The following is a 25357-nucleotide window of genomic DNA, read 5'->3' on the forward strand; positions in this document are numbered from 1 at the left end:
TAGCTCTTTAATTGAGCGAATAGCATCATTTTTTGCGTGTATGAGGTGTGTTTTAGTGCATTTTTGTGCGCTAAAGTAAGGATAAGGAAGCCATTTATAACTACTTTTTGTATGACATATAACGCTATTAAAGCGTGCGGTTGTTTAAAAATGTATCGATTTTAACCTTAATAATAGTGTGATTTGTGCTATTAATTCCTCAATAAGCACTTTCACTATTGTCTACTCTATATAATCAGACCTCTCTTAGCACGTAATAAAGATAGTTTTGGATATGATTTTATTGGCAGTAATTTGCAGACATCAGGTGTACAAATACATATTTTACAGCAGAATATTTTACATAAAAAAAGAGCACCTAAGTGCTCTTATAATAAAAATATATCTGTAATAGGGTGTTTATTTACCAATACAAAACGAGCTAAATATTTTGCCAAGTAAGTCGTCTGAGGTAAATTCACCTGTAATTTCATTCAAATACTGCTGTGTTAAACGCAGTTCTTCAGCGAGTATTTCACCAGCAATGTGCATTTCTAATTGTGTTTTACCCGTTTCTAAATGATACGCAGCACTTTCTAGTGCATCTAAATGACGACGGCGCGCCATAAAGCCACCTTCTGTTGCGCCTTGAAAGCCTATACAAGCTTTTAAATGCTCGCGAACAAGTTCAATACCGTCAGCATTTTTAGCACTTAAGCTGATGACCGGGTATTGTTGCTCTTGCTCCATTCCGACTATGTCGCCCGATAAATCAGCTTTATTTCTGATGACCGTAACCCCCATACCTTCTGGTAATTTTGCCATAAATTCAGGCCAAATTTTGTGCGGGTCAGTATCTATAGTATCAGTGCCATCAAGCATAAATAAAACGCGATCGGCTTGGTTTATTTCATCCCATGCACGCTCAATACCTATTTGTTCTACTCTGTCTGGGCTTTCGCGTAGGCCTGCTGTATCTATAATATGCAGTGGCATACCATCTATATGTATATGCTCTCGTAGTACGTCGCGAGTGGTACCGGCTATTTCTGTTACGATTGCGGCTTCACGACCGGCTAGAGCGTTAAGCAGGCTTGATTTACCCGCATTAGGGCGACCTGCAATAACAACACGCATACCTTCGCGCATGATGCTGCCCTGCTTGGCTTGGTTGGTTACAGTGTTAAGCTGAGTAATAATCGCGTCTAAGTCGCCTGACACTTTACCATCTGATAAAAAATCAATTTCTTCATCAGGAAAATCTATTGCCGCTTCTACATACATACGTAAGTGAATTACTTTTTCTACGAGTGTTTCTATGTGCTTAGAAAATTCACCTTGGAGAGACTGTAGGGCGCTTTTAGCGGCTTGCTCGCTCGTAGCATTAATTAAGTCGGCGATGGCTTCTGCTTGTGTTAAATCAAGCTTGTCATTCATAAATGCGCGCTCAGAAAATTCACCAGGCTTTGCTAAACGAACGCCCTCTATTTTACTAATTTCTTTAAGTAACATATCCAGTACTACAGGACCGCCGTGGCCTTGTAATTCAAGTACGTCTTCACCAGTAAATGAGTTAGGACCTGCAAAGTAAATGGCAATACCTTGATCAAGTTGCTCGCCAGCAAGGCTTTTAAATGGCACATAATCGGCGTAGCGAACTTTAGGTATTTTACCTACTACTTTTTCGGCGACACTTTTAGCAAGGCTACCTGAAACGCGAATAATACCAACACCACCACGTCCTGGTGCTGTTGCTTGTGCTGCAATTGTATCTTGATTGATCATGCTATTAATTTGCCAACGATGAGTAACTTTATGCCCGTATTGTAACCTATCGATTTATTTGTAGCGAATAGCTGTGGTGAAAAACAGGCAATAAAAAAGGCGACCGAAGTCGCCTTTATATAAGTAGGAGCTTAGTTAGCCTCTTACTTTAATTCCTTTCTTTTCCATGCCACGGTAGATGATTAACATCTGGACAATAGAAATAAGGTTAGACACTAACCAATAAAGAACTAAACCAGATGGGAACCATAAGAAGAATACAGAGAAGATAACCGGCATAAAGGTCATCATTTTTTGCTGCATTGGATCAGTAACCGTCATAGGTTGTAGCTTTTGCGTCACAAACATACTCGCACCAAATAATATTGGCAATACGTAGTACGGGTCTTTCGCAGAAAGGTCAGTTAACCAAAAAATGAATTCAGCATGGCGAAGTTCAGTAGACTCTAAGAATACGTAGAACAAGGCTAAGAAAATTGGCATTTGTAGCAAAATAGGGAAACAGCCACCCATTGGGTTAACTTTTTCTTTTTTGTACATTTCCATAGTTGCTTGGCCGAACTTTTGACGGTCATCACCAAACTTTTCTTTAAGGGCTGCCATTTTAGGCTGTAGGGCACGCATTTTTGCCATTGAAGTGTATTGCGCTTTAGTAAGTGGGTACATTAACGATTTAACGATAATAGTGATGGCAATAATTGCTACACCCCAGTTACCTAAAATGCTGTGTAGCCATTTTAGCAATACAAATAAAGGTTGCGAGATAAAAAATAACCAACCGTAGTCTACGGTTAGGTCTAGGTCTGGGTGAATCGCTTCAAGAATATCTGACTCTTTCGGGCCCATATAATAAGTAGCAGTTAATGTTTGCTCACTACCAGCTTGAATATTTACAGCGGGATCTTTAGCACCAATAATAGCGGCATTACTTTTTGTAATTAAGCTATAAAGTGTATTTGATTGATCCTGCATTGGAACCCAAGCACTTACAAAGTAATGTTGAATAAAGGCAACGTAACCACCTTGTGTGCTTTTATTTAGGTTTTTATCAGCCATATCTGAAAAACTATACTTTTCGTATTTTTCTTCATCAGTACCGTATGCAGCACCTAAATAGTTTTGATCAACCATGCTACCTTTTTCTTGTACGGTACGCTTAATTTGCGTGTATAGCTGTACTTGAAGAGGTGCGCTGGTAGTGTTGTTAATTTTGTATTCTAAGCCTACGTCATACTGACCTTTTTTGAATACATACGTTTTAGTAAAACTAACACCATTACTATCAGTAAACTGAAGTGGAACGCGAAGCTCATCACCCGTTAAGGTATATGATTTTTGTTCGGTACTATAAGTAGGGCGACCATTAGCTGATCCGTCAGGGCCATTTAAACCAATTAAGCCACTTTGTGAAAAGTATTGTTTGCCACCATCAAGCTGACCAAGAAGCATATAAGGCGTGTCACTGCCTTTTGTCTCTTCGTATTGAAGAAGGTCTGTTTCAACAATGTCACCGCCTTTGGTGTCAATTTTAACTTTAAAAACGTCAGTTGTAATTTCAATAACTGAACGCTTAGCTAAAGTTGCTGAAGCAGGTAACTCTGAATCTGACGATGAAGGAATATAATCATCCGACTCTGGTGAATTTGCTTGTAGTGTTTGTGTTGTGGCACTTGGATCGACTTTAGGCTTGTTGTAATCATTATCCCATTCTTGGAACAATAAAAACGACACTAGCATTAGGCCAATTAATAAAAACGTGCGTTGCGATTCCATAACAGCTCTTATTTCTCGTGTTGGTGGTTAATATGGGTTAATTTTTCAGGAACGGGGTCGTCTCCGCCTGAATGTAAAGGATGGCATTTTAATATGCGTTTTAAAGCTAACCAACTACCTTTTACCGATCCATGCAATTTAATTGCTTGAATAGCATAACTAGAACAGGTTGGATTAAAACGACAATGCGGACCTAACAGCGGGCTAATCCACTTTTGATAACCGCGGATAAATAACACTAAACAAAACTTCGGTAAAGCAACAAGTGGTTTAAGTAACCTCATGATGTTTATGCCCCTACTTAAGTTTAGTGAGATAGATATCATGTATTTAAAGACTCAATTAGAAAATTTAAATGCATGATTAAAAGGTGAGCTAAAGATACATTAATTAACCCTGCAATTCTATTGCAATTAGGTTTGTTTGTTAGATTTAGCTGATTTGTTTGGGCGTTTCTTAAAAGGTGGCGGTTTAGGTGCACCTGGTTTACAGCGTTCGTTAATTTTTCGCCATAATTTAGTAAGTTGTTTGGTTATTTCTTCATTAGACTGCTCATCAATACCATTTTTAACCATAAGCACAATATCAATATTATCGATGCTGTGTTGATTTAAACGAAAACTTTCGCGAGCGAGACGTTTAATACGGTTTCGTTGGCATGCCTTTTTTACACGTTTTTTAGCAACAGTAAGACCTAACCGAGGTTTTTCTTGGTCATTTGGTTTAGCTAATAGAGTAAAGAAAGGAGTTGCAGCCCGAGCGGGTTCATTAAATATGCGAGAGTAATGCGAGGGAGTTAACAGACGTAACTCCCTGCCAAAGCTAAAGTCTTCCACTTATAAATTAAGCAGAAAGAACTTTGCGGCCTTTAGCGCGGCGACGTGCTAATACTTTACGGCCATTTACAGTTGCCATGCGAGCACGGAAGCCGTGTGCACGTTTGCGTTTTAAAACGCTAGGTTGAAAAGTTCTTTTCATAACAATCTCATCCGATCGGTTAAAGTTAAAACATCCTATACAGGTCGCGATCCTGGCATAGGTGCCATTGCGAGCGCGAGATATTATAGAGTAAGTAATGTAAAGTCAATCATAATTACGTTAAGGGTATATAACCCACCTACTACTATATAAGAGATCATATAAGGCGATCTGTTAGGATCATCATAAATAAGAAGTTTTCCACAGCCCCTGTATAAAAAGTGAATAAAAGCGGGGGAAAAGTAAATTGGATCGTAAATTTGGTTCGCGATCTTGGTGTTATTTTGTTATGATCTCCTCTCAGGATCTAAAATAAAAACTGTTTTAAATCAGCTTGTTAATGATTTTATACATCGATATCAACAATTTTATAAAAATCAATCTTTTACTTGTGGATAAAGTGTCTTCATAATACGCGGTCTTGGGTCGCTTATTGGACCATTTGAACGCAATAAATGTATGATTTATAATCATTAATGATGTGCGGGAATAAAAATTATATCTCTGGGAGTTTAACTGTGTATCTGTCGGTTTGGCAAAGTTGTTTATATGTATTGCAAGATGAGCTGCCTTCGCAGCAATTCAGTATGTGGGTAAGACCGCTACAAGCAGAAAGTACCGAAGATACCTTGACGATTTATGCACCTAATCGCTTTGTGCTTGATTGGGTGAGAGAAAAGTACCTAAATAGAATTAACGAATTACTAGTAGAGATTTGTGGTGTTGAAGCACCAAAACTACGTTTTGATGTAGGTAGTAAACCTTTATTAAATGCACAAGCTGCACCGGTTATAGAAACTCAATCGGCACCAAGTGCACACGCTTCAGCAAAACAACAGCCTCGCGAGCAAAAGCCAGTTGTTGAACCTGCACCTAAGTCAGGTTACAAATCTAACATTAAAGAAAACTATACTTTTGATAGCTTTGTTGAAGGTAAATCAAACCAATTAGCAAAAGCTGCGGCCACACAGGTTGCCGACAATCCTGGCTCTGCTTTTAATCCTGTATTTATATACGGTGGCACTGGTTTAGGTAAAACTCACTTATTACATGCAGTAGGTAATGGCATTATGGCAAATAAGCCAGATGCTAAAATTGTTTACATGCATTCAGAACGCTTTGTTCAAGACATGGTAAAGGCACTTCAAAATAATGCGATAGAAGAATTTAAGCGTTATTACCGTAGTGTTGATGCATTAATGATTGATGATATTCAATTTTTTGCTAACAAAGAGCGTTCACAAGAAGAATTTTTTCATACCTTTAATGCATTGCTTGAAGGCAACCAACAAATTATTTTAACCTCTGACCGTTACCCTAAAGAGATTGAAGGGGTCGAAGACAGGCTAAAATCACGTTTTGGTTGGGGATTAACAATTGCGATTGAGCCACCAGAGCTTGAAACACGCGTTGCTATTTTAATGAAAAAAGCCCAGCAAAGTAAGATTAACTTACCACACGAAGTTGCTTTTTTTATTGCCAAAAAATTACGTTCAAATGTTCGTGAGCTAGAGGGTGCACTTAACCGTGTAATCGCTAATGCGAACTTTACCGGTCGTCCTATTTCAATCGATTTTGTAAAAGAAGCGCTACGCGATTTACTTGCCTTGCAAGATAAACTGGTTACCATAGACAATATTCAGCGCACTGTTGCTGAGTACTATCGAATTCGTATATCAGACCTGTTATCTAAGCGCCGCAGCCGCTCTATAGCGAGGCCGCGCCAAGTAGCTATGGCGTTATCTAAAGAATTAACTAATCACAGCTTACCTGAGATTGGTGACGCATTTGGTGGACGCGATCATACGACCGTATTACATGCATGTCGTAAGATAAAATCACTACGTGACGAAAGCCACGAAATTAAAGAAGATTACCAAAACTTAATAAGAACATTGTCATCTTAGGGCTGACTTTATTATGCAAATAACAATATCAAGACAACAATTTTTAAAGCCATTGGTGCAAGTGTCGGGCGCAATAGAGCGCAAACACACGTTGCCAATTTTATCTAACGTTTTGTTAGTGGTAGAAAACGGACAACTTTCAATGACGGGTACTGACCTTGAAATTGAACTAGTTTCTGGCGTATTTGTAGGTGATGATATTGCCGATACAAAACTAACGTTACCCGCTAAAAAGTTACTCGATATTTGTAAAAGTCTACCAGATGGTTCAGACATTACTTTAAGCTTGCAAGAGCATCAATTACTTTTAACCAGTGGTAAAAGCCGTTTTTCATTGACGACTTTATCTGCTGATGATTTTCCTAATTTAGAGCAGTGGGACGGAGAGGTTGAATTTCAACTAACTCGTTTAGAGCTTCGTAAGTTACTCGAAAGCACGCATTTTTCGATGGCAAATCAAGACGTACGTTATTACTTAAATGGTATGTCGTTTGAAGTAGATAATACCGATATAAAAACAGTAGCAACAGATGGTCACCGTTTAGCTATAGCGCAAAAGCAATTAACGCAATCGCTTAATACACAACGTCAATTAATTATACCTCGCAAAGGTGTGCAAGAAATTATGCGCCTTATGGTAGCTGACGATGAATTGGTAACAATTCAGTTTGGTGCTAACCATATCCGTATTATTGATATTGAGTTTACATTTACAAGTAAACTGGTTGATGGGCGTTTTCCAGATTACCGTCGTGTATTACCACGTGGTGGCGACAAAGTAATTACAGCTAACCGAGAATGGTTACGTAATGCGTTCCAACGAGTGTCTATTTTATCTAATGAAAAGTTTCGTGGCGTACGCTTAAACTTATCAAATGGTTTATTAAAAATTACGGCCAACAACCCAGAGCAAGAACAAGCTGAAGAAGTTGTTGAAGTAAGTTACGAAGGTGCTGACCTAGAAATAGGGTTTAACGTGTCTTACGTATTAGACGTACTAAACACATTAAAAACAGAAGACGTACTATTTACATTAGCCGACTCAAACAGCAGTGCATTAATTGAAGGTGCAGGCGATGAAGAAGCAATGTACGTTGTTATGCCTATGCGTTTATAAGACTATAAATACATAATGAGCTTAAGTCATTTGAGCCTCAAATATTTTCGTAATATTGAGGCGCTGACGCTAGAACCAGTTAACGGCGTTAATATAATATATGGTGAAAATGGCAGCGGAAAAACCAGCCTTTTAGAGGCTATCTATTACCTTTCTCACGGCAAATCTTTTCGTACTCCAAAACACAAAAGTATTATCGCGCATCAGCAAGAGCAGTTTGTAATTCACGGGCGCAAAACAATACACGACTTATCTATTCCAATTGGTATTAGTAAAACTCAAACGGGTGAAACTAATTTAAAAATTCAAGGTAAGGCGAGCCGTAAAATATCCGAACTAGCTCAACTCATGCCAGTGCAAATTATTACACCAGAGAGTTATTCTTTATTTTTTGGTGGGCCTAAAGAGCGCAGAAAGTTTTTAGATTTAGGTTTGTTCCACGTGGAACATGAGTTCTTTTTTTTATGGCAATCGTTTAATAAAGTACTTAAACAACGTAATGCATTGTTAAAAACTAAGCCCAAGAATTATTTTGACCAAATTAAGTTTTGGGACAAAGAATTTGTTAGACTGGCTGAAGAAATAAATAAATTAAGATTGGCGTATATAAGTAGGTTTAAGCAGCAGTTTTTTGATAAAATGTGCGCAGAATTAACGCTTGTACGTGATTTAGAAATGACCTTTAACGCAGGCTGGAAAGAGACCGAATCTCTTGCAGATGCGTTAGAGCAAAACTTTGAGCGAGATGCTCGCCAAGGGTTTACAAGTAAAGGCCCTCATAAGGCCGATTTTAGTTTTAGTGTCGCTGGCAACAGCGTGGAGAATACATTCTCACGCGGTCAATTGAAGTTACTATTATATGCGTTAAAAGTTACGCAAAATAGCTTAATTGAGTCAGAGACAGATAAGCAATCTATATTGCTAATAGATGATCTACCTTCAGAGTTAGGCGAAGATACAAAAGAGAAAGTGGGACAATTACTTGCTCACTGCAGTTCTCAAATTTTTATCTCTTCAATTTTGTCTGAAAGTATTTCTGCTGTGGTGGAACCCATGCAACGAGAACTACAAATGTTCCACGTGAAACATGGCAACCTAATAACAAGATAAGTGGGATTAACCATGTCTGAGAATTATGACTCGTCGAGTATTAAAGTACTTAAAGGATTAGACGCAGTAAGAAAGCGTCCTGGAATGTATATTGGGGACACCGATGATGGCACAGGCTTACACCACATGGTGTTTGAGGTCGTTGATAACTCGATCGATGAAGCCTTAGCAGGTCATTGTGATGATATTTATGTAACGATTCACTTAGACGGTTCTGTCTCAGTACGAGATAACGGTCGTGGTATTCCAACTTCTATCCATGAAGAAGAAGGCGTATCAGCAGCCGAAGTTATTATGACGGTACTTCATGCCGGTGGTAAGTTTGATGATAACTCTTATAAAGTATCAGGTGGCTTACACGGTGTTGGTGTTTCTGTTGTAAATGCACTTTCAGAAAAGCTAAAACTTACAGTTCGCCGTGAAGGTAAACTTCATGAGCAGTTTTACACTATGGGTGTTCCAGATGCACCTTTAGCTGTTATTGGCGAATCGGACACGACAGGTACAGAACTGCGTTTTTGGCCAAGTGGTGAAACATTCACAAACTTAGATTTTCATTACGAAATTTTAGCTAAGCGTTTACGCGAGCTTTCATTCCTAAATTCAGGTGTGAGCATCATTTTAAATGATGAACGTGAAGAAAATAAATCAGACCACTTTAAATACGAAGGCGGTATTCAAGCTTTCGTTGAATACTTAAACCGTAATAAAACACCTATACATAAAGGTGTATTCCATTTTACTCACGAACGTGAAGAAGATGGTATTAGCGTTGAAGTATCAATGCAGTGGAATGATGCATACCAAGAAAACATTTACTGTTTCACAAATAATATTCCACAACGTGATGGTGGTACTCACTTAGCCGGTTTTAGATCAGCGCTAACACGTACACTTAATAACTACATGGAAAAAGAAGGCTTTAACAAAAAAGCTAAAACAACCAGCAATGCTACCGGTGATGATGCCCGTGAAGGCTTAACGGCTGTTGTAAGCGTTAAAGTTCCTGATCCTAAGTTCTCATCGCAAACTAAAGACAAGCTTGTTTCAAGTGAAGTTAAGTCTGCAGTTGAACAAGCAATGGCTGAAAAATTCACTGAGTTTTTATTAGAAAACCCAACTGATGCCAAAATTGTTGTAGGTAAGATTATTGATGCCTCACGTGCTCGTGAAGCGGCGCGTAAAGCCCGTGAAATGACACGTCGTAAAGGTGCAATGGACTTAGCAGGCTTACCTGGTAAGCTAGCTGATTGCCAAGAAAAAGATCCTGCCCAATCTGAACTATATATAGTGGAAGGGGACTCTGCTGGCGGATCAGCCAAGCAGGGACGTAACCGTAAAAACCAAGCTATTCTTCCGCTTAAAGGTAAAATCTTAAACGTAGAAAAAGCACGTTTTGATAAAATGTTATCTTCGCAAGAAGTAGCAACACTAATTACTGCATTAGGGTGTGGTATTGGTCGTGACGAATATAACCCTGAGAAATTACGTTACCATCGCATTATAATCATGACCGATGCGGACGTGGATGGTTCTCACATTCGTACGTTACTATTAACATTCTTCTATCGCCAAATGCCTGAAATTGTAGAACGCGGCTATATTTACATTGCTCAACCACCACTTTATAAAGTGAAAAAAGGTAAGCAAGAGCGTTATATTAAAGATGACCCTGCATTAGTTGAATACCTAACATCGCTTGCTCTTAATGGTGCAGCGTTGTATGCAAGTACAGATGCACCTGCTCTTGAAGGTGAAGCACTAGAAGAAATCGTTCACGATTATCAAAACACAGTTAAAGTAATTGAGCGTTTAAAGCGTAAATACCCTAACACGGTAATGGAACGCTTAATTTATCAGACAGAATTGAAAACTGATGACCTTTCAGATGAAGCTAAAGTAATTGCTTGGACTAAAGTGTTGGTTGACGACCTAATTGCACGTGATGAAGATGCGACTATTTTCCATGCTGGTACAGAGCATGATGCTGAGCGTAATATGTATTACCCGGTTGTGAATATTCGTCAGCACGGTGTAGATAAAGCACACGTACTTCACTATGACTTTATTGCGTCACGTGACTACCAACGCATTGCTGTGACTGGTACTAACATCGCAAACATCCTTAGCGAAGGTGCATATATTCAACGTGGTGAGAAAACAAAACCTGTTGATAACTTTGTGGATGCTTTGGAATGGTTGATCACAGAATCGAAGCGCGGGATCTATATTCAACGCTATAAAGGACTGGGCGAAATGAACCCAAGCCAGCTTTGGGAGACCACAATGGATCCTAGTGCTCGTCGTATGTTACAAGTAACGATCGAAGATGCTGTTGGCGCGGATCAATTATTTGCGACCTTAATGGGTGACCAAGTAGAGCCTCGTCGTGAGTTTATTGAAAAGAACGCACTACGTGTAGTTAACTTAGACGTGTAAAAAATATTGCTTACATAGAAAAAGGAGCCTAATGGCTCCTTTTTTATTTTCTTCAATTACACAAACTGCTTAAAACCTGAGTGTACACACGGTATACTAAGGGTAATTTTCACGCTACTTCTTAGATAGTAAAAAGCCAAATATGCAAAAATATGACGTAAAAACCTTTCAAGGTTTGATCCTGGCTTTACAGGATTATTGGGCGCAGCAAGGCTGTGTCATTATTCAACCACTTGATATGGAAGTGGGCGCAGGGACATTTCACCCGCAAACTTTTTTAAAGTCTATTGGTCCAGAGCCAATGGCGAGTGCATACGTGCAACCGTGTCGTCGTCCTACCGATGGCCGCTACGGTGAAAATCCAAATCGCTTACAACACTACTACCAATTTCAGGTAGTTTTAAAGCCATCGCCAGATAACATCCAAGAGCTTTATTTAGGCTCTTTAGCGGCTATGGGTATCGATACACTAACTCACGAAGTTCGCTTTGTAGAAGACAACTGGGAATCACCTACGTTAGGTGCGTGGGGCCTAGGTTGGGAAATTTGGTTAAACGGCATGGAAGTAACGCAGTTTACCTACTTCCAACAAGTTGGTGGTATTGAGTGTTCACCAGTAACGGGTGAGATCACTTACGGCCTAGAGCGTTTAGCAATGTACATTCAAGGCGTAGATAGTATTTACGACTTAGTATGGGCAGACGGTCCACTAGGGCGCGTAACCTACGGCGACGTGTTCCATCAAAATGAAGTAGAGCAGTCTACTTACAATTTTGAACACGCAAACGTAGAAGACTTATTTGCTCAGTTTGATAAATGTGAAGCAGAGAGCCAAAAGTTAATTGAAGCAAACTTACCACTACCGGCTTACGAGCAAGTAATGAAAGCATCGCATGCATTTAACTTACTAGACGCACGCCACGCAATTTCGGTAACCGAACGTCAACGTTATATTTTACGCGTTCGTGCGTTATCAAAAGCGTGTGCACAAAGTTACTATGACAAACGCGAAGCGCTTGGTTTCCCGCTGTGTAAGGATAAGTAAGTATGTCAGCACAAAATTTATTAGTAGAAATTGGCACAGAAGAGTTGCCACCAAAAGCACTGCGTAAATTAGCAGAAGCGTTTGCTGCAAACTTAACTGCAGAGCTTGAAACACTAGAATTAGCACACCAAGGCGTAAGCTGGTATGCATCGCCTCGTCGTTTAGGTTTACAAGTAAAAGCGCTTGAAGCTAAGCAACAAGACAAAGAAGTTGAAAAACGCGGCCCAGCAACTAAAGCCGCATTTGACGGTGACGGTAACCCAACAAAAGCAGCAATGGGTTGGGCACGTGGTTGTGGTATTGAAGTAAAAGATGCACAAACACTCGAAACAGACAAAGGCGCATGGTTATTGCACATTGCTAAAGTAGCAGGGCAAGAAACTAAAACGCTAATGACAGGTGCAATTACTAAAGCGTTGGCTAAATTACCAATTTCTAAACCAATGCGTTGGGGCGCGAATAAAACACAATTTATTCGTCCTGTGCATACGGTAACTATTTTGTTTGGTAATGAGTTACTTGAAGGTGAGATCCTTGGTAAGAAAATAACTAACCAGCTTCAGGGTCATCGTTTTCATCACCCAGAAAAAATTAGCATAAACCATGCGGACGACGTTTTTGACGTACTTAAATCTGCTTACGTTATTGCCGATTACGAACAACGTAAAGCGCAAATTCGTACGCAAATAGAAGATGCTGCAAAAGCAGTTAATGCTGTTGTTGCTATGGATGAAGATCTACTAGAAGAAGTAACATCACTTGTAGAGTGGCCAGTTACTTTAACGGCAACATTTGAAGAAGCATTTTTAGATGTACCAGCCGAAGCGTTAATCTATACTATGAAAGACGATCAAAAATACTTTCCGTTATTAGATCAAAATGGCAAACTTTTAAATAAGTTTTTGTTTGTGTCTAACATAGAAAGTAAAGATCCAAGTGTGGTTATTTCTGGTAACGAAAAAGTAGTGCGCCCGCGTTTAGCCGATGCACAGTTCTTCTTTGAAACAGATAAAAAGAAAACACTAGAAAGCCGATTAGAATCGCTTGATAGCGTATTGTTCCAAAAGCAACTTGGTACGCTTAAAGATAAGTCTCAGCGTATTAGTGAGCTTGCAGGTTATATTGCTGAGCAATTAGGTGCTGATAAAGTGCTAGCACAGCGTGCAGGCTTATTAAGTAAAACTGACCTAATGACTGAAATGGTAATGGAATTTACCGACGTGCAAGGTGTAATGGGAATGCATTACGCTCGCCACGATGGTGAAGCCGAAGAGGTAGCCGTAGCGCAAAACGAGCAGTACATGCCACGCTTTGCAGGCGACAACTTACCTACAAACTTAATTAGCTGTGCAGTAGCGATTGCTGATAAGTTTGACACGCTGGTGGGTATTTTTGGTATAGGCCAAGCACCTAAAGGTGACAAAGACCCATTTGCTCTTCGTCGTGCTGCTATTGGTGCACTTCGCATCATGGTCGAAAAAGAACTACCACTTGATATTTTAGACCTAGTAGCTAAATCGCAAACATTGTTTGGCGACAAGTTAACTAACTTAAATGTATCAACTGACGTATTTGAATTTATGCTAGGGCGTTTCCGTGCGTGGTATCAAGACGAAGGTATTGAAGTAGACGTAATTCAAGCAGTGCTTGCACGTCGTCCGACTAAACCTGCTGATTTTGATCGCCGTGTTAAAGCCGTAAGCCACTTCCGCACATTAGATGCAGCAGAAGCGCTTGCAGCAGCTAATAAGCGTGTAGGTAATATTCTGGCTAAAAACGACATTACCAGCCAAGGTAGTGTTGATGAGAGCTTATTAAGCGACGACGCCGAAAAAGTATTGGCATCACAAGTAGCAAAATTTGCCACTGACCTTGCACCACTTTACGCAGATGGAAACTACCAAGAAGCATTAAGCCAATTGGCAGGTATTCGCGAAAGTGTTGATAACTTTTTTGACAACGTAATGGTTATGGCCGACGATGAAGCTGTTAAGCAAAATCGTCTTGCGCTATTAAGCCAGCTAAGCGGATTGTTTTTAGGTATTGCAGATATTTCTGTTTTACAAAAATAACACCGATTAACAATTTTAAAAGCCAGCGTTTTGCTGGCTTTTTAGTTTTCACTGTATGCAAAGGAAACCCCATTGATGATTTCTATAAAACGAATTTTAACCTTAGCAATTGCTGGTTTACTTACTGCCTGTACAAGCCAAATTTCGATTAACGATGTTTTACCACAGCAAGAGCTTGACCGCACAATTTACTTACGTGGCGACTTTACACTGTGGGATGCAGAACCCCAGTATCAGTTTGCGCCAGTAGGCCCTGCGCTTTATCAAGCACAAGTTAAATTTTCGACGCCTGGTAAAGTGTACGAATTTAAAATAGCCGATGTCGATTTTAGTGAAGGTTACAACTGTGGTTACAGCGACGCACAACCAGCAGGGCAAAGCCTAACACTCGGCCAACCAGCTATCGCAGACTGTAATACTATTTATAACTACTTTAGTTTCACACCAGCAATAAAAGGCATATACATAGTAAGTATTGATTATAGTGACTACGACAAGCCACAAGTGACGATAACGAAGAAGTGATAGCTGTATTTTTAAAGCAGCCCGAGTGAATTAATGGATTTGTGACAAGGACGTTGTATGAAAATTAAAGAATGGAACGAAGAAATAAAAATTGATGATATTACTTATCCTGCTGATCAACTAAATAGAAAGCAAGATGCAGAACTGCTGACTAAAATCCTTGTTCGTCGCTCAAACGCAAATAGAACAAAGACTAATAAATCTTCTTACGTAATTAACATTAATGCTGAGTGGGGCGCGGGTAAAACTTACTTTGTAAAACGTTGGGCTGAAGATTTAAAGCATGAACACCCAGTTGTTTATATAGATGCTTGGTCGAATGACTTTATGGATTCCCCCATAATTACTGTACTAGCTGAAATTCAAGAGCAGCTTCTAAAAACAGTTAATCAAAGTTGCTTAAGTAAAGAAAAGAAAAAGCGTTTTAAAAATATAGGTATATCTGTATTACCAAAAATTTTAGCAGCATTGGTTAAGCGATATGGTGGCTTTGATATTGAAGACCTATTTGTAGACGAAAACTCTGACACAGATACTTCGTCATCAACACAAAACAATAAACCATTAGATTTGTCAGCTGCTATGGAAGCAATGACTACACAAGCGTTTAAAGAGCATAATGACTATAAGAAGGGAGTAAAAGAGCTAAAGGGCACTATTAAAGAGTTAGTAAAATACTCGATTGAAAAGCCAAAAGGAGGCTTGCAAGCAATAACTCGAAGTTATCCTGCGTTTATATTTATAGATGAGTTAGATCGATGTCGACCAACTTATGCCGTAGAAATGCTTGAAGCGATAAAACATATTTTCGATATTGAAGGGCTAGTGATTGTGGTATCAACTCATACGGAAGAGTTACAGCATACGATAAAAGCTTTGTATGGAAATGACTTTAATGCTGATAATTATTTAAGGAGGTTCTTCGATACAAAATACCATCTAGATGTTGGGATTTCCGCCAGTTTACTAGAAGCAAACTGTGATTTTACTGTATTAGATAATCAATATCTTGAACAAAAAAGCATTTTACTGTTTCCGCTTTTATCTCAAGGGGATGATATAAAAAGACAACTATCTTCGTTTATCGCTGAAATTTCTAATTGGCAAAATTTAGCACCTAGATCAGCTATACAATTAGCAGATAGATTACTTACAAGTATAGAGTTAATTGGCGAAGAGAAAACAGTAGATATTCTGGTTCTACTAATCTTACTTTGCTTATATATGTTCAATAAACCTCAATATGACTATGTGTGTTTGATCTTCAAAGATAACCCGTTTGTTATTAACAATAGAGTTACTGACTTAAAGCTTTCAGCTAAAGAGTTAAATTTGTCTGGATACTTGAAGGAAATGATCAACTCTGCCAAGCTCTTAGGCGGGAGCAAACAGTCACCTATTTCAGATGCCTATGAGCGACAAACACTTATGAAGCATTTTTCAGAGTTTTCAAAGATGGATCTTTTTACTTATCTTCGTAGCTTTCAAAATGTATTAAAAAGAGGTGACAATATAAAAAAGACTAACTACTTAAATACGTTTGGTTATGATGGGAGAGGCGTTATCAGTGAACCTCAGCTATTAGAAGCTCACATGACATTCTCCGGAGTAAATAGTTTTACTGCAAATGATTACTTGAACCTAATTGGCTTAACAAGTAAATTTGCTGATAATTAATAACTTTAAAGCCCTTTCTTCACCACATACCTATACGGTGCTTCTTCTGCATCTTTAGCCACCAGCGTATGATCCATAAACGTACAAAAGCTCGGAATGTCGCGAGTTGTTGACGGGTCATCAGCAGTTATTAATAACGTTTCACCATCACTCATTTTACGAATAGCAGCACGTACCATCATTACTGGCTCTGGACAGCGAAGGCCTATGGCATCTAATTGGTGATCGGGATTATCAAAGCTCATAATAAATTGACCTGTTTAATTAAAGTGATTGCTGCGTACGCGAGTGCTTAGGTATAGCAATTAATAAGTTTGGCAGTTTAACGCAATTTCAAGTGTAATTTAACTATTTTACTTATCTTAATATGCCCATTTTATTTGAAACTTTATTGCTTCAAAAGACTTTATTTAATAATACGCCCGATCACATAATTACGCTGTTACATGCTTGTTTGATAAAGGGTCGTTTTCACTTAATTAAAGCTAATAAAAAAGGCGAACTGAATAAAATCAGTCCGCCTTTTTAATCACCAAGATGGTTTTACATGTTTAAAACTAATTAGTCTTGAACACGTTCAAATACAGTGGCAATGCCTTGGCCTAAACCAATACACATAGTTGCTAAACCGTATCGTACATTTTTATCTTCCATTAAGTGAATAAGCGATGTGCTAATACGCGAACCCGAACAACCCAGAGGGTGACCAAGTGCGATTGCGCCGCCATTTAAATTCACTTTTTCGTCAACAACATCCATTAACCCTAAATCTTTCATTACAGGTAATGATTGTGCTGCAAAGGCTTCGTTAAGTTCTACTACGCCTAGGTCATCAATTGTAATACCGGCTTGAGCAAGTGCTTTTTTACTTGCTGGTACTGGGCCGTAACCCATAATTGATGGATCGCAACCAGCGACTGCCATTGCTTTAATGCGCGCACGAATTGGTAAGCCAAGTTCTTTTGCTTTCTCTTCGCTCATTACTAACATTGCAGATGCGCCGTCAGAAAGTGCAGAAGACGTACCGGCTGNGCTGTTACCGTACCCGATGCAGGATTAAACACAGGGCGAAGTTTTGATAGGCCTTCTACTGTTGTTTCAGGGCGAATTACTTCGTCGTCTTCAACTAAGATAAGCGAACCATCTGCTGCGTGACCTTCCATTGCTAAAATTTCGCGACGGAAACGGCCTTCAACAGTTGCAGCTTGTGCACGTTGATGTGAGCGATAAGCAAATTCATCTTGTTGCTCACGGCTAATGCCATGAAGCGTTGCAAGGTATTCTGCTGTTAAACCCATTGAGCCTGATGCTTGTGCAATCGTTGTTGCAAGGCCTGGGTGAAAGTCGTTGCCGTGAGTCATAGGTACGTGACCCATGTGCTCAACACCACCAATTAGGTAAGTGTCGCCAGCGCCTGTCATTATTGCGCGTGCAGCGTCATGCAATGCTTGCATTGACGATCCACATAAACGGTTAACCGTTACAGCAGGTACGCTGTGTGGGATACCGGCAAGTAATGCTGCGTTACGTGCTACGTTAAAGCCTTGCTCTAATGTTTGCTGTACACAACCCCAATAAATATCGTCAATTGATGCTGGATCAACTGCTGGGTTGCGATCAAGTAAGCCTTTCATTAAATGTGCGCTTAAGTCTTCAGCACGTTTATGTTTGAATACACCACTTTTAGAGCGACCCATTGGTGTGCGGATACAATCTACAATTACTGGATTATTCATGATATTAACCTTCCACCTTATAGAAAACACGACCTTCTTCGGCCCACTTGCGAGTTTGCTCAGATACTTGGTAAATCGCACCTAGGTGAGCGTATTTGTCTGCTGCTGCAACAAAGTTAGCTAAACCAGTTTGATCTAAGTAACGGAACGCGCCGCCTCTAAATGGAGGGAAACCAACACCGTAAACTAATGCCATATCTGCTTCTTGCGGAGAGGCAACAATGCCTTCTTGCAAACACAGTAGCACTTCGTTAATCATTGGAATCATACAACGGTCGATGATTTCTTGTTTATCAAATTCTTTTGATGCGTCTGTAATTGGGCTTAGTAGCTCAACTGCTGTCTCGTCATGAGACTTTTTAAGACGACCGCGACGATCTGTTTCGTATTTGTAAAAACCGGCTTTGTTCTTTTGACCAAAACGTTTTTCGTTGGCAAAAATAGTCACAGGGTCTTTATCAGCACGCGCCATACGCTCAGGGAAACCGTAAGCCATTACGCCAGTACAATGGAATGCTGTATCAATACCTACAACATCAAGTAAGTAAGCCGGACCCATAGGCCAGCCAAATACGTTTTCCATTACTTTATCTACTTTTGCAAAGTTAGCGCCTTCAACCACTAATTTGCTAAAACCTGCAAAGTAAGGGAATAAAACACGGTTTACAAAAAAGCCTGGGCAATCGTTAACAACAATTGGCGATTTACCTAATTTAAGTGCGTAATCAACTACTGCATTAATTGTTTTATCTGAGGTTTTTGCGCCACGGATAATTTCTACTAATGGCATTTTTGGCACAGGGTTGAAAAAGTGCATACCACAGAAGTTTTCTGGCTTATCTAGCGCTTGTGCTAGTAAATCAATACAAATAGTTGATGTGTTTGAAGTAAGTACCGTACCTTCTGGCATGGTCTTTTCAAGATCAGCGAGTACTGCTTGCTTAACTTTAGGGTTTTCTACAACGGCTTCAACAATAATGTTGGCACTTTGTAGGTCTGACGCGTTAAGTGTTGGCTTAATTTTGCTAAGTGTTGCCAACATTTTTTCCATTGGCATGTGGCCACGCTTAACTTTTGCGCCTAATAACTTAGACGCTTCACCCATACCTAAATCAAGCGCATCTTGTTGGATGTCTTTCATTATAATAGGTGTGCCTTTATAAGCAGACTGGTATGCAATACCGCCACCCATAATACCAGCCCCTAATACAGCGGCTTNGCTTGTTTAATTTCTACATCGCTTTGTTTAGCAAATTTACGTGCTTTACCTTTAATGTATTGGTCAGCTAGGAATATACCTGTCTGTGCAGCTGCTTCTGGTGTACGTGCTAATTTAGCAAAGTTAGCATTTTCGATTGCCATTGCTTCATCGCGAGTACAGTTTGCCGCTGCTTTAATAGTACGTACAGCCATAACCGGTGCAGGATAGTGGCCTTTGGTTTTACCCATTACCATACCTTCTGCCATAGCAAAGCTCATGCCTTGCTCAACACGGTTTAATTTAAGTGGCTGTAGTTTTACGTTACGTTTTGCTTGCCAATCTAGCTTGCCAGAAATCGCTAGCTCAAGTGTTGATACACTTGACTCTAAAAGTTTGTCAGCACTAACTACCGCGTCAAACGCACCTACTTTAAGGGCATCTGCTGCGCGGTTTTCTGCGCCTGAGGTAATCCACATCATCGCGTTATCGGCGCCAATGATACGTGGTAAGCGCACTGTGCCACCAAACCCTGGCATTATGCCAAGTTTAACTTCTGGTAGGCCCATTTTAGCTGTTTCGCTTGCCACGCGATAATCGGTAGCAAGTGCCCACTCACAACCACCGCCAAGTGCCATACCGTTTATAGCGCTTAGAGTTGGGAATGGTAAATCTTCGATTGCATCAAAAACGTCGGTTGCGTTTTTGATCCACACTACTAATTCTTCTTCAGGTTTAGTAAATGTAGGTAAAAATTCGAAGATATCGGCACCAATAATAAAGTGGTCTTTATCACTGGTAAAAATCATGCCTTTGATATCAGTATTGGCAGCTAATTCTTTTAATGCTGCTGCGCAATCTGAAAGAGTTTTTTGAGATAATGTGTTTACAGAACCTGCAACACAAAACTTAAACTCGGCGATGTTTTCCTTTAGGAAGCTAACTTCAAAGGAATCGCTTTTATATAACATTATTATTCTCCCTAGTTGACGAACTAAGACTGGTACGATGAGTTTGCATTTCAATCAGTGTGCTTGCTTTAAATTAAAAATGCAACGAAAAATTTAACTCGGTTACAATCGACTGGTTAAAATATAGCTGGTTTGGTGCTAAGGTGGTTGAAAAGTTTTTATTCACTACTTTAATTTTTATTAAAGGACATTATGAAAAAATATTTACTAAGTGTTGCGGCAGCTGCATTCATTTTCCCTCTTCACTCTGCCGAGGCAAGTATCGATAACGATGCCTTTTTAGATGCCGAAAAAAAAGTAAGGTATGGAAGTTACCAAGACTTTAAACAAGCGGTTAGTAACCTAAATCATCCGTTAAAACCGTATGTTGAAAAAACATATTGGCAACGTCACCCGAGTATTAAGCATCAGGCAGAGATAGAAGACTATTTAAATATATATCAGCATACACCGCTTGAGTGGCCTGTGCGCAAAGCGTGGTTGGAGTATTTAAAAGAGAACAATGAAAAAGCGGCGTACATACGCAACTACCGTGAAACTTCTAATACTGGGCTTACCTGTACTTATTTAGATTTTCAGCTCGACTTGGGCGCGCCTGAAAAGGCGATTCTAAATCAGGTGACCGACTTATGGGCCGTTGGTAAATCGCAACCTAATGGCTGTGATAGTTTGTTTTCTACGTGGCGTAAAAAAGGCTACATGGAAGAAGAAACGGTTTGGAAGCGTGTAACACTTGCTGCACAAGGCGGGACGCAAAGCTTATTACCTTACTTAAAAACTTTATTGCCAAGTAAGGATCGTTACTTAGCTGATTTATATCTAAAAGTGCGAAAAGATCCAAGCACGGCAGCTGGATTATATCGATATAAAAATAAGTCGGCTAAAGAAGGCCAAATAGCAATTTATGGTGTTAAGCGTTTGGTTTGGCGCGATAAAGAGCTTGCTTTAAAAGCATGGGAAAAACTAGAAAAAATATTTAAGTATAGTGATGAAGATAAAGCTGACGTGTATTACACCTTTGCGTTGTCACTTGCTTCAAGCGGGCATAAGCAAGCGAGCTTTTGGCTAAATAAAGTGCCGAAAGAGCGATTAGACAGCAAGCTTATTCAATGGCAACTGGGCAATATGCTCAAAACCCAAGATTGGGAAGGGATTGCTGCGTTTTTTACAGGAAAAGAGGATTTAAGCCTTGGCCAGCAATATTGGTTAGCTTATAGCTATGCACAACGTGGCGAACAACAAAAAGCAGACGATATTTGGAAAAAAGTAGCGGCTAATCGTGATTATTACGGCTTTTTAGCAGCAGCACGTTTAGGTTTGCCCGTTGATTTAAATAATCAACCTTTAGCAGTCGATAAGGTGCTTGTAGATAAAGTAAGTAATGCACCTGGCTTTAAGCGTGCAAAAGCACTTTATGATATTGAGCGCTTTACGTCGGCGCGCCGTGAGTGGAATTATTTAACGGATACGTCTAGCGATGAAGAAAAGCTAGCAGCATCACAACTATCTACCGATTTAGGTTGGCACGACAGTACTATTTTTACTTTAGCAAAAATTAAAGCGTGGGATAACGTAGAGCAACGTTTTCCGTTTGCGTTTCAAGATGTTTTTGAGCGCTACAGTAAACGTAGCAAGATAGATATTGCCTGGAGTATTGCTATTGCAAGGCGCGAAAGCTCGTTTGCGCCAGATGCACGCTCGCATGCTAATGCGCGTGGTTTAATGCAGTTATTACCTAGTACTGCTGAGTATGTAAATAAAGGCAGTGTGACAAGTAGTCGTTTATATCAACCTAAAACAAATATTAGGTTAGGTACTAGTTACTTACAATACTTAAAAAAGAAAAACCATGGCAATGAAGTGCTGGCAACAGCTTCTTATAATGCAGGATATCATCGTATAAAGCGTTGGTTACCTGATGACGCTATTCCGGCTGAGTTATGGGTAGAGCTTATTCCGTATCGCGAAACCCGCGATTACGTAAAAAATGTATTTGCGTACAGGCAGGTTTACCATACAAGAATGGGCCGAGAAGGTAATGTATTAGCGCCGCTACTCGAAATGAAAATGGGCGGTTGAATATATGATACCAATCGACCAATAACTTAACACGATTGGTATAGGTATTAATAAGGGGGATGTTTACATGTTAAATATCCCCCTTTTTTGAGCGCTTAGTGTTTAAGTGGTAGACTCAGAGCAAGTTAAATTTAACAGATGGATTAACAATGGATAAATTAGCCGTTTTATACGCCGAACATATTGCAACACTTCAACAGCGTACTCGTACAATTTGTAATAGCGAAGGGTTAGAAGGATTAGTAATTCATTCAGGCCAAGCTAAGCGCCAGTTTTTAGATGATATGTATTATCCATTTAAAGTTAATCCACAGTTTAAAGCGTGGTTACCGGTTATTGACAATCCTCATTGCTGGATTGTGGTAAATGGCAGCGACAAACCAAAACTAATATTTTATCGTCCAGTAGATTTTTGGCATAAAGTACCAGACGAGCCTCGCGACTTTTGGGCTGAGTACTTTGATATAGAGCTATTACTTCAGCCTGATCAAGTTGAAAAGTTATTACCATACGATAAAGCTAAATACGCTTACATGGGCGAATATATTGAAGTAGCGCAAGCACTTGGTTTTAGTATTATGAACCCTGAGCCTGTACTTAACTATTTTCATTACCACCGCGCTTATAAAACGCAGTACGAACTTGAATGTTTACGCAACGCTAACCGCATTGCAGTAGATGGGCATAAAGCTGCACGCGACACATTCTTTAATGGTGGTAGCGAGTTCGATATTCAGCAAGCGTACTTAATGGCAACACGTCAAAGCGAAAATGAAATGCCGTACGGCAACATTGTTGCGCTTAACGAAAACTGCGCTATTTTGCATTACACCCACTTTGATCCAAAAGCGCCACACACTCATAACTCATTTTTAATTGATGCTGGTGCAAACTTTAATGGTTATGCCGCTGATATTACTCGTACGTATGATTTTAAAAAGCAGGGTGAGTTTGCTGAGCTTGTACAAGCTATGACAGTTCAACAAATAGAGTTAGGTAAAGGTTTAAAGCCGGGTATGCTTTATGGTGACTTACACGTTGAGTGCCATAACCGTATTGCACAAATACTCAGTGACTTTAAAATTGTTAACCTACCCGCTGAGGAAATTGTTGAGCGTAAAATTACCTCTACTTTCTTCCCGCATGGACTAGGGCATCACCTAGGTTTACAAGTGCATGATATGGGTGGTTTTATGAGTGACGAAAAGGGCACACATCAGCCATCGCCTGAAGGGCATCCGTTCTTGCGTTGTACTCGCCTGATTGAAAAAAACCAAGTATTTACTATTGAGCCAGGTTTATATTTTATTGATTCACTGCTTGGTGATTTAGCGCAAACCGATAATAAGCAGTTTATTAATTGGGAAAAGATTGAGTCATTTAAACCATTTGGCGGTATTCGTATTGAAGATAACATTATTGTTCACGAAGATAGCTTAGAGAATATGACACGAGATTTAGCGCTCGATTAATTCTAGTTAACACTAATTAGTTTATACACGTTAAAATACGTACATTATTTAAAGGGGCCTTTTGGCCTAATGCCAGTCAGTTAAGCTGACTGGCATTTTTCTTTTTATGGGGATACTTAGATGGTTTTGGCTTAACCCATCGGGGGTATCTTCTATCCTCTCGTCTAGCTGGAAGCTTAAATAAGACCAGTGTATTGAGTAAGTGCTGCCAGTGTATTGGAATGTTCCCTGGACTCATTATAGATACTGACGAGAAATACTGAATGACAGCCATCGAACTGCTAGAGAAACTAAGCTGGTTAGGCCATATCCCTGTAACTGTCGCCGCCATCGTCATTATTCTTCGTATTAAATTATAGGCGAGTAACACGCCCCATAGCTCCTGACGCACCATGTCTGGACGCTTGCTTCTTAAATGGTATGCGCTATCAAGCATGGTTTGTTTGATTTCTCTAAACCCAAGTTCTATCTCCCAACGATGACAATATAATTCAACAATTTCATTACCTGGATAACGCAATCTATCCGTCATCGAGGTTAATATACGGTAGCTTTTGCCCTTTATTGTTTTACTGATTAATCTCGCTTTAATCGTTTCAGGAACATCGGGAAAGTTTTTTTGTGCATGCTTTGTTGTTTTCAATTCAATGATATGGTCATTTTTACCCGCGCTGGAGATGATTTCATACTGTAAGTCGGGCCTTGCTGGTATCAGCCAGTGCCTCATCTTCCCAGTTTGGTGCCAACGATTTAACAGGCCTAAAGAATAATATCCTTTATCAAACATAGTCAGTGAATTATCTGGTGTACGTTCAATTAAACGCTCAGCTAATTTCATCTCGTTGGTTTTATAGTTATCAAACTCGCTACTGAGCAGTTGATGGCTGGTCAATTCCATATGACAGACCATGCGTATTTGAGGAAAGGCTGTATCACCGTATTGGTTGCTACCAGAAGAGAAGGCTTTACGATTATCAGGCGTGTCGGCTGTTCGCCACACAACACCGTCAACAGCTAATAGGTTCAAGCCATTCCATGTTTCGAATGACTGTTGCTTATACATTGATTGAGCAGATTTATTGAAAACGTGTTTAACGGAATCATCACCTAACCTTTGTCTCGCTTGTACCATCGCACTTGGAGCAACGAGTTGGTTCTTGCCAGGTAACATGATATCTAGCTTATTAGCGATATTCCAAACCGATTCTTTTCGAAACAATGCCATGCCAATAACTGACCACAAAACGGCCTCAAGCGGTAACCTTCGCTTACGAACGGTTGCAATCCCAGCTTGTTGAAAACCTTGTTCAATGATTTCAGGGTCAAGAATTTCTGATAATTTTTCAAAGGTATGGTATCGGCTGCTTTCTTCAAGTGTTGCTTGCAGTGCTTGTTCTATATTCACAAAAAAATCCGTAGTTAGTTTCCTAACTACGGATTTTGCATGATCGTTTGGATCGGTCAACCGGTCATTTTCTTAACTGATCGGCATTA

At 39.7% G+C, this 25357-nt stretch carries 17 protein-coding genes and 2 pseudogenes; 10 read left to right on the forward strand and 9 right to left on the reverse strand.

The genetic code is table 11. The features are described 5' to 3' along the window. Positions 1-399: 399 nt before the first annotated feature. The 5 genes from mnmE to rpmH form a co-directional block, all read right to left on the reverse strand. On the reverse strand, positions 400-1764 hold the full coding sequence (gene mnmE, locus L654_RS0110360; protein ID WP_007584209.1) for a tRNA uridine-5-carboxymethylaminomethyl(34) synthesis GTPase MnmE: 1365 nt from the start codon (positions 1762-1764) through the stop codon (positions 400-402). A gap of 135 nt (positions 1765-1899) precedes the next feature. Continuing rightward, positions 1900-3537: a membrane protein insertase YidC gene (gene yidC, locus L654_RS0110365; RefSeq protein ID WP_024607967.1), complete on the reverse strand. Its 1638-nt coding sequence runs from the start codon at positions 3535-3537 to the stop codon at positions 1900-1902. An 8-nt stretch (positions 3538-3545) separates the two neighbouring features. After that, complete coding sequence (gene yidD, locus L654_RS0110370) at positions 3546-3821, reverse strand: membrane protein insertion efficiency factor YidD (protein WP_024607968.1); 276 nt, start codon at positions 3819-3821, stop codon at positions 3546-3548. A 129-nt stretch (positions 3822-3950) separates the two neighbouring features. Then, positions 3951-4373 (reverse strand): ribonuclease P protein component, encoded by a 423-nt coding sequence (rnpA, locus tag L654_RS0110375; protein ID WP_007584204.1) that lies wholly within the window; start codon positions 4371-4373, stop codon positions 3951-3953. Between the two features lie 7 nt (positions 4374-4380). Next, positions 4381-4515 carry a 50S ribosomal protein L34 gene (rpmH, locus tag L654_RS0110380; protein ID WP_004335215.1) on the reverse strand — a complete coding sequence of 45 codons (135 nt, stop codon included), beginning with the start codon at positions 4513-4515 and terminating at the stop codon, positions 4381-4383. 518 nt (positions 4516-5033) lie between these two features. Here rpmH and dnaA point away from each other — a divergent pair. From dnaA to L654_RS0110420, 8 genes are all read left to right on the forward strand, one after another. After that, positions 5034-6422, forward strand: a complete 1389-nt coding sequence (gene dnaA, locus L654_RS0110385) for a chromosomal replication initiator protein DnaA (RefSeq protein ID WP_010555148.1) — start codon at positions 5034-5036, stop codon at positions 6420-6422. Between the two features lie 13 nt (positions 6423-6435). Then, a complete protein-coding gene (gene dnaN / locus L654_RS0110390) occupies positions 6436-7539 on the forward strand; it encodes a DNA polymerase III subunit beta (protein ID WP_004335206.1) in 1104 nt (367 codons plus the stop codon). Between the two features lie 15 nt (positions 7540-7554). Continuing rightward, positions 7555-8649 (forward strand): DNA replication/repair protein RecF, encoded by a 1095-nt coding sequence (recF, locus tag L654_RS0110395; RefSeq protein ID WP_008138030.1) that lies wholly within the window; start codon positions 7555-7557, stop codon positions 8647-8649. A gap of 12 nt (positions 8650-8661) precedes the next feature. Further along, positions 8662-11088, forward strand: a complete 2427-nt coding sequence (gene gyrB, locus L654_RS0110400) for a DNA topoisomerase (ATP-hydrolyzing) subunit B (RefSeq protein ID WP_008172005.1) — start codon at positions 8662-8664, stop codon at positions 11086-11088. 142 nt (positions 11089-11230) lie between these two features. After that, positions 11231-12133 carry a glycine--tRNA ligase subunit alpha gene (glyQ, locus tag L654_RS0110405; RefSeq protein ID WP_007584197.1) on the forward strand — a complete coding sequence of 301 codons (903 nt, stop codon included), beginning with the start codon at positions 11231-11233 and terminating at the stop codon, positions 12131-12133. 2 nt (positions 12134-12135) lie between these two features. Then, the gene (gene glyS / locus L654_RS0110410; RefSeq protein WP_024607969.1) at positions 12136-14205 is read left to right on the forward strand and encodes a glycine--tRNA ligase subunit beta; all 2070 of its coding nucleotides are present in this window, start codon (positions 12136-12138) and stop codon (positions 14203-14205) included. A 75-nt stretch (positions 14206-14280) separates the two neighbouring features. Further along, complete coding sequence (locus tag L654_RS0110415) at positions 14281-14730, forward strand: hypothetical protein (RefSeq protein WP_024607970.1); 450 nt, start codon at positions 14281-14283, stop codon at positions 14728-14730. Positions 14731-14787: 57 nt separating this feature from the next. Continuing rightward, complete coding sequence (locus L654_RS0110420; RefSeq protein ID WP_024607971.1) at positions 14788-16407, forward strand: P-loop NTPase fold protein; 1620 nt, start codon at positions 14788-14790, stop codon at positions 16405-16407. A 5-nt stretch (positions 16408-16412) separates the two neighbouring features. Here the strand turns inward: L654_RS0110420 and tusA are convergent, their stop codons facing one another. The 3 genes and pseudogenes from tusA to fadB all read right to left on the reverse strand — a co-directional run bounded on the left by tusA (position 16413) and on the right by fadB (position 20312). Beyond that, complete coding sequence (gene tusA, locus L654_RS0110425) at positions 16413-16652, reverse strand: sulfurtransferase TusA (RefSeq protein WP_007377644.1); 240 nt, start codon at positions 16650-16652, stop codon at positions 16413-16415. A gap of 316 nt (positions 16653-16968) precedes the next feature. Beyond that, positions 16969-18143, reverse strand: a pseudogene (gene fadA, locus L654_RS01000000125895) (acetyl-CoA C-acyltransferase FadA). A gap of 4 nt (positions 18144-18147) precedes the next feature. Then, positions 18148-20312, reverse strand: a pseudogene (fadB, locus tag L654_RS01000000125900) (fatty acid oxidation complex subunit alpha FadB). Positions 20313-20504: 192 nt separating this feature from the next. Here fadB and L654_RS0110440 point away from each other — a divergent pair. Both L654_RS0110440 and pepQ read left to right on the forward strand, forming a co-directional pair. Then, the gene (locus tag L654_RS0110440; RefSeq protein ID WP_024607972.1) at positions 20505-22391 is read left to right on the forward strand and encodes a transglycosylase SLT domain-containing protein; all 1887 of its coding nucleotides are present in this window, start codon (positions 20505-20507) and stop codon (positions 22389-22391) included. Positions 22392-22540: 149 nt separating this feature from the next. Then, positions 22541-23863, forward strand: coding sequence for a Xaa-Pro dipeptidase (gene pepQ, locus L654_RS0110445; RefSeq protein WP_008171989.1), 1323 nt, complete (start codon positions 22541-22543; stop codon positions 23861-23863). Between the two features lie 76 nt (positions 23864-23939). Here pepQ and L654_RS0110450 read toward each other — a convergent pair whose 3' ends face one another. Further along, positions 23940-25262, reverse strand: coding sequence for an IS4 family transposase (locus tag L654_RS0110450; protein ID WP_101162806.1), 1323 nt, complete (start codon positions 25260-25262; stop codon positions 23940-23942). Positions 25263-25357: the final 95 nt, after the last annotated feature.

The sequence above is a fragment of the Pseudoalteromonas sp. TAB23 genome, assembly GCF_000498075.1.
Taxonomy (GTDB): domain Bacteria; phylum Pseudomonadota; class Gammaproteobacteria; order Enterobacterales; family Alteromonadaceae; genus Pseudoalteromonas; species Pseudoalteromonas arctica.